This window comes from Nostoc sp. (genome assembly GCF_036919595.1).
In the GTDB taxonomy this organism is placed as follows: domain Bacteria; phylum Cyanobacteriota; class Cyanobacteriia; order Cyanobacteriales; family Nostocaceae; genus Nostoc.
In genome coordinates, this window is the sequence record NZ_JBALCO010000011.1 from 56,220 (window position 1) to 68,467 (window position 12,248).

The following is a 12,248-nucleotide window of genomic DNA, read 5'->3' on the forward strand; positions in this document are numbered from 1 at the left end:
CTCAATAGATTCTCATTAAGTACAAATACTCCTAATTATTCTTATAACTTAGGATAGCTTGCCTCTGTTGAACAGGCTATTTTGTTTGAAATGAACAGCATATCATTTGCGGATTCGCTCCTCATGCCATTGAAGTATTTTTGAGAGTAATTTTAGACCGCTAACTTATAGGACTACTAATTTTATCAGTAAATACCGATCAATGAGCGGAAATTATTAATAAATCCGAAAACTCTACAATGACACTTGTATAAATCTCGGTGACAATCTGAGCAAAAGAGGATAATAAAATGCCCGAAAGTAAATCAAAGCTTTTCATTCCTGCTATTGGCGCTGCTGTAGTTGTAGCAGGAAGTATAGCAACTTATACGTATTTTAAAAGCCCATCAGGAGGTAGCTCAGACGCTCTAAGCAGTGCTAAAGTAGTACCTTCAACAGCATTGATGGCAACTTATATTACTACTGACTCTCAAGGCTGGGCAAAGTTACAGCAGTTTGGCACTCCAGAAGCACAAAAGTTAGTGGCAAAAAGTCTGGAAGATTTCAATAAGCAAATATTCAGTGGCAGTAACGTTTCTTATGAAAAAGACATAAAGCCTTGGGCTGGTAGTGTAATGATTGCTGTACTGCCACCAAATCCTGTGAAATCCGCACAGTTAAACGTGCCCTCTGAGGCACCTAATGTACCAACAAATTTACAGCAGGAACCAAATATCCTGATGGTGGTGGGAATCAAGGATAAACTCAGTGCCTTGTATTTTGCTAAAAAATTGAAGTCAGAAAAAGGGGTAAAATTCCAGGAATCTGACTACCAAGGTCAAAAAATTATCGAAACTACAGAAAATGGCAAGCTGACATATAGCGTAGTTTTAAATAATAGTCACTTGGTATTAGCCCCCCAAAAGCAAGCTGTAGAAAAAGCAATTGACACCTTTAAGGGACAATCTTCTTTTGCCAGTAAAGAAGGTGCCAGCACCATTCTCAACAAAGGAGTAGATGTCAAAAACAGCCTCGCCCAAATTTATGTACCAGACTATGCAGGGATGGTACAGCAATTAGCAGCTGCAAGTCCGCAGGCAAAGCAGTTACCTCCACAAGCCTTGGCGCAACTGAAGCAGATAAAATCTGTGGTGGCGGGTGTTGGTGTTGATGATGCAGGAATGCGGGTAAAAGTGATCGCCAATTTAGATCCGCAACTAAATAAATTTCAGTATCAATCAAGTCCGGGAAATATACTGGGGCAATTTCCCACTGATACCTTTGCTTTGATTAGCGGAAATGGCATCAGCCGTGGCTGGGAAACGCTAGTAGAACAGTCAAAAGATTATCCAGAAATGAAGCAAGCTTTGGAACAAGTGCGCGGACAACTGAAATTTGTCAATATTGACCTGGATAAGGATATTTTTGGTTGGATGAATGGAGAATTCGCCTTTGGTGCGATTCCATCTAATCAAGGCGTGTTAGCAACTGTTGGTTTTGGAGGTGCTTTAGTATTTGACACTAGCGATCGCAAAACTGCCGAAGCCACCTTAACAAAATTGGATACTCTTGCCAAAAACCAACAAATCAACGTCGCCAACAGAAATATCGGTGGTAAAGACGTAACTGAATGGCAAATTCCCCGACAGGGAGCTTTATTAGCACATGGTTGGCTGGATCAAGATACTGTATTTGTAGCTCTTGGTGGTCCAATTGCTGACGCAGTTGCCGATCGCAAGAATCCATCTATCGACAATGGCGATGTCTTCAAAGCCGTTACTGGTTCTTTGCAAAGGCCCAACGGCGGCTATTTCTACCTGGATATGGACAAAACTAAAACTGTACCTCTGATCAATAGTTTTATCTCGTCTAACGCCGATACCATCACCATCCTGAATTCGATTCGTGGTATTGGTTTTACCGCTATTAGTCCTGATAAATCTACTAGTGAATTAGAAATGTTGTTAGCTCTCAAGCCTACTGCAAAGTAGGGCATTGGGCATGGGGCATGGGGCATTGGGTATTGGACATTTCCCTCCAATCCCCGCTTACAAAACTTGATTATTCCGAGTTTCCAAGGTTTGGTTGAGTCTATCCAACGCGCCAGTCAATCTTTCTTGGGCTACAAGGTTAGGATCTGCCAAGGGTTCATCGGCGACTTCTTTTCTCTTGAATTTTTGTAAGGCTTGAATTGCCACAAATAAAACTAAGGCAATGATTACAAAGTCAACTATTGCGCCAAGAAATTCACCAATCTTGATTCCCGGACTAATGATGATTGTTCTCCAGTCTTTGCCAGCAAAACTAACCAAGGGATTAATCAATGGCATGATTACATCTTCAACAAAGGAAGTAACAATCTTGCCGAAAGCACTACCAATGATGACAGCGATCGCCAAGTCAACTACATTGCCTTTAAGGGCAAAATCTTGAAAATCTTTTAAAAAGCCACTTGCTCTTCTTCCTCTGGCCATATTTGACTCCAATAAGCTTAACTTACTGTTATAAATGGCACTCACCTTTTTGCTATCCCTGTTGAGACAAATGTTGCTAAGTATCAAAATTTTACCAGTCTTGAATAAAATTCCAAAATGTAAACCAGCATAATTCTCATTTTCTCAGAACTTTGCTGCTCTCCAAATGTCAACCTTCTATAATATTTGTTGCTTGGGGCAAGCCAAAGGAGGCAGACTGCCGTTATACAATTCAATTCATTTCTAGACTGACATCCAGCAAGTATGTCATAAGTAAAAAAGCTGTTGAACGCGAATTAATTTATGACCGCTGCTGTAAATACTACTCCTGGTTTCGCTTCCCGCTTGGTAAATGGGGTACTGGCAATCAAGCCTTTAGCTAACCTAGCCAAGCATCAAGCTAGACAAATGATGATTAAACGTGCCGAAAGAATTGGCGTGCCTTGGACGCAAGAAGTCGAGACACTACAGGCGCGTGATTGGAAGGCTGATCTAGCTCAAGTAGAAAATCCTCAGCTTTCTTATCCAGAATACTACTTGCGGCCATTCCATGCCTACGAAGGTGGAGACCTCAGTTGGAAAGCCGCTTGGGAGCTAGAAGTTGCTGCTCGTACTGTCCATGCCGGAATTTGGCAGGATGCTGGAGCCGAAGGAGATGCTAAACTGCGCCAAAGTTACCACAATATCCTCAAAGCCCAGATCCTCAATCAACCCCAAGACATCCTAGACTTGGCGTGTGCTGTAGGTTTGAGTACCTTTGCCATGCAAGAAATTTATCCTCATGGCAAAATCACAGGCTTGGACTTATCTCCCTACTTCTTAGCTGTTGCCAATTACCGCGCTCAACAACGTCAAGCTAAAATTAATTGGCTTCATGCCCAAGCTGAATCTACTGGGCTACCAGATGCCTCATTTGATTTAGTCTCAATTTTCTTGATGTGCCACGAATTACCCCAGTCAGCAACCCGACAAATTTTTGCTGAAATGCGGCGCGTGCTGCGTCCAGGTGGCTACTTGGCAATCATGGACATGAATCCCAAATCTGAAGTTTACAAGAAAATGCCAGCTTACATTTTGACGTTGCTCAAAAGTACTGAACCGTATTTAGATGAATATTTTGCTTTGGACATTGAGCAAGCTATTGTTGAGGCGGGTTTTCAAACTCCTACTATCACCAACAATACCTACCGTCACCGTACAGTAATCGCTCAGGTGAGTGGTTGATTTTTCTCTACTGCTGTGGGCAGCGATACCACCGTTGCTGCTGCTAGGCTACTACTATTGTCGGGTGCCATTTGCCCCAACTCTGTCAAGGTTGTTAATGTTCTTTATCATCGGGGCAATATCTGGTATCTTAGCCCTTAGCCTCGAATGGATTTTTGAAATTGTAGCCAACAAGGTTGGGGACTGGCATCAGATTAAGCGATGTCTGGCGACAAGCCGCTGCGCGTCTACGCTTTTTGGTATAGCCTTGCGGCAGCTCGTGGAAGTAGGCCCAATTGAAGAAGGCTGTAAGTTGGTAGCGGTTGTTGTCCCAACCTGCTATCTGCAACGCAGGTATCGATTACTTCACTCTACTGTTTTCCTCTTCACTGTAGCGGTTGCCCTCGGATTCACTGCCGAAGAGAATTGGATTTACCTATTCCATGATACCGCATCAATTCTTGACCGGACTATAGGTACACCAGTCCACGCCATGTTCTCTGCGCCTTGGGGATATGCCTTAGGAATCTATATTTCCTCCCACACTCGGTTAAATCGAGACAAGAAGTTCATTTTTCGGGCTTGGCTAAATTCTGTAATCTGTCATGCCCTAGTTAATGTCCTATCTAGTGCTTGGCGTTACTCACTACCCCTGCGTTTTCTTAGCTATGGTTTATTTCCATTTCTATTGTGGATGTTTTGGCGACTAGAACAATTGCTGCGAAAAGTGCAAAATAAATCTGTAATTATCCTGATTTCAGACCGTACACCCCAGCGCCGTTACTGGCAGAGAAGTTTAGTGCTGTTTGCCCTCGTGCTGGGTGGAAATGCTATTTTTGGGCTGTTTCTCTTAGCCAGGATTTTAAGTCCCTTGAGTCCGTCAAAGCTTTTTGATGCTGATATTTTGTGGTTTATATTTAGTCGCTTTTTACTAAATCTCTTTTTTGGAGTTTTAGCCTGGGGCATTTATCGCTATTTGCGACATTCCGCCCGGCGGCGGTATTTTTAAAATATGATTTAGGAAAATGCTAGGGGGTTTCTATGCAAACAACTCCAGTGCGTTGGACGACTGCTGACCTAGAGCTATTTGCTGGCGATTCTCGTTCCGAGACACTTCGTGAACGCAGAAATCGCTATGAGATTATTGATGGAGAATTATTTGTGACTAAAGCACCTAACTGGGATCATCAAACAAGCTGCGCTCTTTAGTAAGTAAACTGTTCTAATTTTAGATTCTTTTCGTTTATAGGGCATTAGGCATGGGGATGATATAAATTCCCTATGTCCTATGCCTGGATTTTCAATTAGCTAAACCCGTGCTAATACTGGCTGATTCACGGCTGCGCTGACTGAATCTGATTCTGATTCAGTACAGTAGATTTCGCAGGAGTTATTGGGACTTTCAATCAGTTTCACTTTGTAAAGTTTAGCTTCCAATTCCTGAATAGGCGATCGCAATAAATTGCTAATGTAAAGTGCGATATTCTCAGCAGTGGGCACAACTTCGGCAAAATAAGGAATGTCTTTGTTTAAAAATGTGTGATCGAATGGCTCGACCACATAATCTTCTATTACTTGGTTCAATGCCCCTAAATCGACAATCATGCCGGTGCGTGGGTCAATTTTCCCTTTGACAGTAACTTCTAGATGATAGTTGTGTCCGTGACCGTGGGGACGGGCGCACTTACCATAAATCTCAGTATTTTCTTCGTTACTGAGGTTAGGGTGAGCTAGCCGATGGGCGGCGCTAAAGTGAGTACTGATGGTGAGGTAGGCTTCCATTACATTTCCCATATAATCTGCCCAAAGTTCAGGATGTTCAAACAACTGCACACAGACTAAAGGCAAGTGGGGTGCTAGTCGCTGCCAGATAATCCGTGCAATATTCTCAGTGGTGGGCAGAGTTTGTTGAAATTCTGCCCACACATCGTTGAGATAAGAGAAGTCCAATTGACTGGTAACTTCCCCTGTGATTACGTGTTTCACATCGGACAAGTTCAGCACCATGCCATATTCATTCAATTCCCCAGCTATGGAGATGAATAAGACATAGTTATGTCCGTGTCCCGGAAATCTAGAGCAAGCACCAAATTTATCAATATTCTCGGCTTCACTCAGTTCTGGCAACCAATAACGATGACTTGCCGAAAACTGGGCGCGGCGATTAACAATGCATTGCATGAGTACACTAGGAGCAGAATTTAAAATTTCTTAATCTTTTTCTGTTTCCAGCATAAACTAATTCCTAAGTTCTGTGTCATTTGTCATCCAGTGAAATTGACCCATGCCCAATGTCCAATGACTATGTAACAGATGCTTGCGCTTCACAGTGTAATCCCGTAGCTATGCGGAATAGTTCTTGACCTGTGTGTAAATAACGCTCATCGTAGTTCAAAGGAAAGTAACCTAATTCTTCGAGTCCATCTGCTACTTGATCGAGGGTGTAATAGAGGTGAGCGGCTGTTCTTGCTAGACTAGGCGGATTCGGCAGGGAGCGGAAAGTAATTTGTGCCTGCTTCAAGTCATCTCGACAGGTTTTTAAATATTCCTGAAATTCATCTAACAACTCATCATCAAAGGGATCAGCGGCTAATTGATCCATTTGTTCTTCTAACGAATAAAGAATGTTACAAAGCAAGCGATTTACTGGTTGGTAAACTTGACGCAGCCATTCTTCTACTTGCTCGTCAACATCGCGTCCTGTTTTTCGTCTTGTCTGGTAATGCTGTTGCGCTGATGCTGTCCGCTGTAGGCGATCGCTATTTAATTTTTGGGAGTCATCTTGCAGCTGTTGGTCATAATTACGGCGATTTTGGTTATCGCCTAAGACCTCATAGGCTGCATTGATGCGGATAATCTGCTCGTTATCAGCTGTTTCCTGATTACTGTCAGGATGAAACAACTTAACCAAGCGGCGATAAGCTTGCTTAATCTCCGCAAGGCTTGCACTTGGACTAACTTTGAGAGTTTCGTAATGGTTAGAAACGTGCTTAGAATTGACCATTAATTCAATTTATCGTTAACTGACGCTAGCGGCTAATCTTGCCTCCAGGTCTTGGAACAACGGTGTACTCAAATACCTCTCACCAAAACTGGGCTGAATCATCACAATTAAACGTCCCTTATTTTCTTGACGTTGGGCAACGCGAATTGCTGCACATAAAGCTGCTCCACTGGAAATACCAGATAGTAGCCCTTCTTCTTTTGCCAAACGTCGACTATAAGCGATGGCTTCTTCATCGGTGACTGTAATCACTTCATCAATCAATTTTATCTTTAGCACTTGGGGAATAAACCCAGCGCCAATTCCTTGGATTTTGTGCGGTCCTGGCCGTCCCCCAGATAAAACTGGGCTATTGGCTGGTTCAACTGCGATCGCCTTAGAACTAGGCTTGCGTGCTTTAATCACTTCTGCTACACCACTGATCGTACCACCTGTGCCGACCCCTGCCACGATCATATCTACTTGTCCATCGGTATCTTCCCAGATTTCCTCTGCTGTGGTTTCCCGATGCACTTTTGTATTGGCTGGATTGCGGAACTGCTGCAACATATAGGTATTTGGTGTAGTATTAACCATTTGCTGCGCTCGCCCAATTGCCCCGCTCATGCCTTCCATTCCTGGTGTTAGTTCCAGTTCTGCTCCATAGGCCCGCAACATTGCCCGACGTTCCCCACTCATCATCTCTGGCATTGTCAAAATTAATCGATAACCCTTGGCTGCTGCTGCCATTGCTAGGGCAATTCCTGTGTTTCCAGAGGTGGGTTCTACCAATACTGTCTTCCCAAGAGTAATCAGCCCCTCTTCCTCGGCGGCGTTAATCATACTCACCCCAATCCGGTCTTTGACTGATGCCGATGGGTTCATACTTTCCAGTTTCACCACAATTTCAGCAACACATCCTTCTGTTTTGGGAATGCGCTTCAACTGCACTAGGGGTGTACGACCAACCAGTTCTGTAATGTTACGAGCTATTCGCATATATTTAGTCCTTAATTATTAGTTATTACTTATTAAGTTAAATGGGTATGATTAATTAAAGGTTTCCGTGTAGCTTGCTTCCCCGTAGGGGTACGCCAACGGCATGGCAACTTTTAGAGAGGCTGCGCCAACGCTTAGAGCAAGTCTTCTCCCAATGTGAGAAGAGTAAGCGGCTCCAGCCCTATTTTCTAGGGAGAGAGCCGCTTCCAGCGAGCTAATTTAATTATATTTACATTGCGTAACATAGGTTGATTTATTCTTGCCTATTTACTTAGTTATTAGTCAAGAGTCAAAAGTCATTTGTTGATGACTAATGACTTTTGACTAAATGTAGTACATGATATCCAACTGCCGCCGGGAATCTCGTTTTTCACAAAGATCCTGGAGCGTATATTTTTGCAACACTGAATTTGCCGCGCGACTTGCTTCTTGCCAAATTTCTTCTATAACCGAACTGTCTAGCGTTTTGAGATTAACGTTTTCTTCACAAGTCCGCACCTCTAACCCTTCTAAACATTCCAAAATCTCAAAAAGGATGATTTTCCGGGGTTCTCGCGTTAACAGATAGCCACCTTTTGATCCACGCTGACTCTTGACTATACCCCCACGCCTCAAGGTTGCTAGTAGCTGTTCTAGATAGCGATCAGGTATGTTTTGTTGTGCTGCAATATGTCGAATTTGCAGCGGTTCGCCGCTTTCGTAATGAGCGGCCATCTCTAATAAGGCTAGAATTGCGTATTCCGATTTACACGATAGTTCCACAAGCAGCAATAAGTTAGGGTTAGGAGTCATTCAATTTGGATTTTAGATTGAAGGAAAAATCTAAAATCCGAGTTGCGCTGGAAGCGCACCAAAGGTGCGACCAAAATCTAAAATTGGCAGAGTTAAGATATTAGGCAACATGTAACTGCCAACCTCTATTAGAAAAGTTCGCTCAAAAAAAGTTACTCACGCCGTAAGTTAGAACTATTCAATTCTTGACTCACAGATCTTAACTTTTTTAGTATACTCCGGTTACCTACAGGGGTTTATTGCTGCTACCGACAACAAAAAGCCCCGCCTGATGGCGGGGATCAATAGAGTTCAAAATTATCAGTGGATAGTCAGCACTCTAGAAGCTGAAAGTTGTTCTGAGTGTACCGATAAACGCATCATCGTTATCGCTGTTTTGACCAGGAGAGGTCAACCAGATTACACCAGGGGTAACTGAGACATTATCCGATACGCGATACTTGTAGAAGCCTTCAAAGTGATAGGGTTTATCATTACCAACAAAACCTGGTCGGTTAAAGGAATAGGGTTCGACACCAGCAAAAAGACCTAAAACGTTACCTTTTTTACCGAAATCAGGTAAGGCTAACCCAACACCATAGCTCCAAGCGTCAAAATCATCATTTGCACCAAAGCCGGTGATATTATGGTAAGAGACGAAGCCACTAATTGACAGTTTGTCGCTGGGCCTAAAGGCAGCCTCCACACCATAAGAATTACTTGAAGATCCATTTGTGGTACTTAGAAGGTTAGCTTGTCCAGTACCTACTTGAACATCTCCAAAAGTTCCATCTGATGTGGAACCTGAGTTGAACAACAAACCACCTGCGGCACTATATCCGTGAACATAGGTAGCAGCTAAAGCCAAGCGATTGCCAACACTAAAATTCAACTGTCCTAAAGCAGCATAGTCACCCTCGGCCAGACCTGAACCAAGAACAGGAGTATTAGCTTCTGATGCCAAGTAACCCGCAGTGATTGAGCTATTTCCCAGGATGCCGCCACCTTTACCAAGAGGTAGATTGAGCGCTATACCTGCACCGCCACCAATACGATAGATAGGACTTTCAGAAGCAAAGGTAGACAAAGCACCATTACCGCCGTCAGTAGTATCAAAAAAGTAAGGGTTATTCACAGCGGCATAATGGCTATGCCGTCCGCCACTAGCTGCAATGTAAACTTGGGCTGGGCCTATGGGAGCTTCATAGGTCAAGCGGTCTATCTTGACACTATTGTTACCAGTGCTACTGACCTCAAACGTTTGTGTGCCTTCAGCAGTGTTGATCGCATTACCAGCATTATCCCTTAGTGAAAAAGCTTGTGCATTACCAGCAGCTAGACGAGTATGTAAAACGTCTCTACCTGTGAAGCTGGTTTGCAAGTCTAAACGTACCCGATCTTGGAAGACAGTATTGTTGTTGTCACCAGTGTTACCTCCAAACGCATCACTAACGGCAAAAACGGCTTCACCGACTAATTTTGTGGTAGTGGAGAACTGATTAGCTTCTAATTCAGCAGTTCGCGCTTCTAGGGAATCGACACGACCGCGTAGGGTTGCCAATTCGGCAGAAAATTCTTCTTGCAACCGTTGCAAAGTCGCTAAATCTTGTTTGGTCACCAAGTCAGCTGTTGCTGTGGCAATCAATTCGTTAACCCGATCCAAACAGGCATTCAAACCAGCGGCAAATTCATAACGGGTCAAAGCACGGTTACCGCGATAAGTAGAATTTGGGTAACCTGCAATACAACCATAGCGCTCAACCAAGGACTGCAATGCTTGGAATGCCCAGTCAGTGGGTTGTACGTCGGAAAATTGAGAAACCGATGTTACTTGAGACTGAGCGTTATTTTGGTTGCCTTCATTGCTGTAGCGATTAACTTGGTCTATGGTTGTTTGAGCCAATATTTCTGGCTGTTGGGCAACTTCCGTTACACCCGGTTGCTTGGCTGGTGATACTTCAGTGGTTGTGGTTGGAGCCGCAATTGCTGTTGTCGAAACTAACAATGTTGCTCCTAAAACTGCTGGGCTAACCACTAAGGATTTCCACAATAGATTAGACATCTTTTCTTTACTCCTCACACCTTGTTTAGATAATTGTATTCGTTGCACTTAAAATCTCAAAAATGTGACATATCATTGAAACCTGTGCATGAGGCATAGTTGCCACTACTACAATTCTAGTTTTTGCAAAGCTAATAAACGATTAACTTAGGGTTAAAAACTTATGTGATTAACTTATGCAAAAACATATGTTTATATCATAACATTATAAAACATCTGATCTAGATGGCAAGATTAGAGTGATCGGCTTAATAACTGTCACACATACTTATCTAAATATCTAGGCAGGGAGTAGGGTTTAGGGCATTTGCTCTCTACTTGGCTAAATTGCTCAAAGCTTCAGACACTTAGCAGCTTGTCAGCAAAAATAACTTCTTGTACTTAGCCCTGGTAGAAATAGAACACCAGTTAAAACACACTGGCTTGGCTATAGAAACGAAGTTTGCTTGTCTGTATTGTGATCACAAACACCAGCTTAGAAATCAAGGGTTTTGAAACCCGCGCCCTCGAAAGCAAAACCCGTAGTTATACTCTTAAAGCTTGCTAAACCTGAGTCTCGCGTCGCGGTGACTTCCGGTTTTCTAGTGCAAGATATCACAAAAATCACTTAGTTGATTTGGGAAATCGCCCGCGCTACATCAAAGTCTGTCTGCGTCAGCCCGCCTGCATCATGTGTTGTCAGGGTAATCTTCACTTTGTTGTAAGAAATTTCTATATCTGGATGATGTCCTACTGACTCAGCCGGCTCCACCAGCTTATTGACAAACTCAATTGCTTGGATAAAATCCTTGAATCTGCGGGTAATCTGCAATTTGGAGTCTTCAACAGTCCAACCTGACAAAACCTTTGCACTTTCTTGAATTTCTGCCTCAGTGAGTAGTTGTGGCATATCAGAAAATTCCTATATATCTGTAACATCTTGCATCTTACGAAGGTAAGCCCCTTTTATTCTCCACACAGAAAGTATAGGAGGATAAACTAGGGCATAATGCGTGTATGTATATTTAAATTAAACTTAGTAGATGGACGTTATTACTCACATCTGGTCAGTCACCAGGGTTTGAGCCAAAATATTTTTCTTTTTAAGCAAATTTAAACGCGTTGGCTTTACCGGCCACACGCATCGCTATACAAGTTTTCTAAAGCAACCCTTGATAAAACAAAAATCACCCATAAAAAACTATCCGCTCTGATTTAGATCAGATGATCTAAATCAGAGCGGTCTAGCGGGTCTTCAGGTTGCAACCAGACTGCCGGAAGGAACTCCGAGCTTGCCTAGCTACTTGAGCTAACTTAGTCTCTCAAGATGACTAAGGCTAACTTTCAGAGAACAGCCCCGGCGCACAGCCGGCTAACTGCAACCTGATGACCCATGCATTTACTACTTTCTATCATGGGCATCACCTCCTTGTTGCCTAAGCGGTCTTAGTCTCAAAAGGGCAGAGCATTTGCTCCGGGTTTATAACCTTCATCTAATATAACACATAAATTTAGAAATATTAACCATATAAAAAAATCCCCCACCAATAAGCGGGAGATGACTAGAGAATGGGGAATATTGACACATTCTTAGCTCATGCCAAGGAGATTATTTAATCTGGGTGATGTCAATTCTTAGTAACCACAATTTCAGATCATGGTCGGCTTTTAGTACTTAGAGAGCATTACCGCGAGGTAGAACTTCCTCAGGGAATACAAATTGTTCGTGGGGTTGATCTTGAGGAGCCATCCAAGCGCGGATACCCTCATTCAGCAAAATGTTTTTGGTATAGAAGGT

General features: G+C 43.0%; 11 protein-coding genes and 1 pseudogene. 4 read left to right on the plus strand and 8 right to left on the minus strand.

Annotated elements, in window-relative coordinates; all coding sequences use genetic code 11:
* Nucleotides 1-290 precede the first annotated feature (290 nt).
* Nucleotides 291-1,970, plus strand: coding sequence for a DUF3352 domain-containing protein (locus V7K21_RS01515; RefSeq protein WP_335171069.1), 1,680 nt, complete (start codon nucleotides 291-293; stop codon nucleotides 1,968-1,970).
* A 57-nt stretch (nucleotides 1,971-2,027) separates the two neighbouring features.
* Here the strand turns inward: V7K21_RS01515 and mscL are convergent, their stop codons facing one another.
* The gene (gene mscL / locus V7K21_RS01520) at nucleotides 2,028-2,453 is read right to left on the minus strand and encodes a large conductance mechanosensitive channel protein MscL (RefSeq protein ID WP_335171070.1); all 426 of its coding nucleotides are present in this window, start codon (nucleotides 2,451-2,453) and stop codon (nucleotides 2,028-2,030) included.
* 303 nt (nucleotides 2,454-2,756) lie between these two features.
* On the opposite strand from mscL, the gene V7K21_RS01525 reads away from it, so the two are divergent.
* Genes V7K21_RS01525 through V7K21_RS01535 form a run of 3 tightly spaced genes read left to right on the plus strand, consistent with a single transcriptional unit; the run spans nucleotide 2,757 to nucleotide 4,865 of the window.
* The gene (locus tag V7K21_RS01525) at nucleotides 2,757-3,677 is read left to right on the plus strand and encodes a class I SAM-dependent methyltransferase (RefSeq protein WP_335171071.1); all 921 of its coding nucleotides are present in this window, start codon (nucleotides 2,757-2,759) and stop codon (nucleotides 3,675-3,677) included.
* Complete coding sequence (locus V7K21_RS01530; RefSeq protein ID WP_335171072.1) at nucleotides 3,670-4,665, plus strand: PrsW family intramembrane metalloprotease; 996 nt, start codon at nucleotides 3,670-3,672, stop codon at nucleotides 4,663-4,665. The genes V7K21_RS01525 and V7K21_RS01530 overlap by 8 nt, the downstream gene beginning before the upstream one ends.
* Nucleotides 4,666-4,697: 32 nt before the next feature.
* On the plus strand, nucleotides 4,698-4,865 hold the full coding sequence (locus V7K21_RS01535) for a hypothetical protein (RefSeq protein ID WP_335171079.1): 168 nt from the start codon (nucleotides 4,698-4,700) through the stop codon (nucleotides 4,863-4,865).
* Between the two features lie 99 nt (nucleotides 4,866-4,964).
* On the opposite strand, the gene V7K21_RS01540 is transcribed toward V7K21_RS01535, so the two are convergent.
* The 7 genes and pseudogenes from V7K21_RS01540 to V7K21_RS01570 form a co-directional block, all read right to left on the minus strand.
* Nucleotides 4,965-5,837 carry a 6-carboxytetrahydropterin synthase gene (locus V7K21_RS01540; protein ID WP_335171073.1) on the minus strand — a complete coding sequence of 291 codons (873 nt, stop codon included), beginning with the start codon at nucleotides 5,835-5,837 and terminating at the stop codon, nucleotides 4,965-4,967.
* Nucleotides 5,838-5,958: 121 nt separating this feature from the next.
* Nucleotides 5,959-6,660, minus strand: coding sequence for a J domain-containing protein (locus V7K21_RS01545; protein ID WP_335171074.1), 702 nt, complete (start codon nucleotides 6,658-6,660; stop codon nucleotides 5,959-5,961).
* Nucleotides 6,661-6,675: 15 nt separating this feature from the next.
* The gene (cysK, locus tag V7K21_RS01550) at nucleotides 6,676-7,638 is read right to left on the minus strand and encodes a cysteine synthase A (RefSeq protein WP_335171075.1); all 963 of its coding nucleotides are present in this window, start codon (nucleotides 7,636-7,638) and stop codon (nucleotides 6,676-6,678) included.
* 324 nt (nucleotides 7,639-7,962) lie between these two features.
* Nucleotides 7,963-8,400, minus strand: coding sequence for an RrF2 family transcriptional regulator (locus tag V7K21_RS01555; RefSeq protein ID WP_273769373.1), 438 nt, complete (start codon nucleotides 8,398-8,400; stop codon nucleotides 7,963-7,965).
* A gap of 349 nt (nucleotides 8,401-8,749) precedes the next feature.
* Entirely contained in the window at nucleotides 8,750-10,471 is a 1,722-nt protein-coding gene (locus V7K21_RS01560) for an iron uptake porin (protein ID WP_335171076.1), read from the minus strand.
* A 607-nt stretch (nucleotides 10,472-11,078) separates the two neighbouring features.
* The gene (locus V7K21_RS01565) at nucleotides 11,079-11,360 is read right to left on the minus strand and encodes a 4a-hydroxytetrahydrobiopterin dehydratase (RefSeq protein WP_335171077.1); all 282 of its coding nucleotides are present in this window, start codon (nucleotides 11,358-11,360) and stop codon (nucleotides 11,079-11,081) included.
* 765 nt (nucleotides 11,361-12,125) lie between these two features.
* A pseudogene (locus V7K21_RS01570) lies at nucleotides 12,126-12,248 on the minus strand (photosystem II D2 protein (photosystem q(a) protein)); the annotation flags it as partial.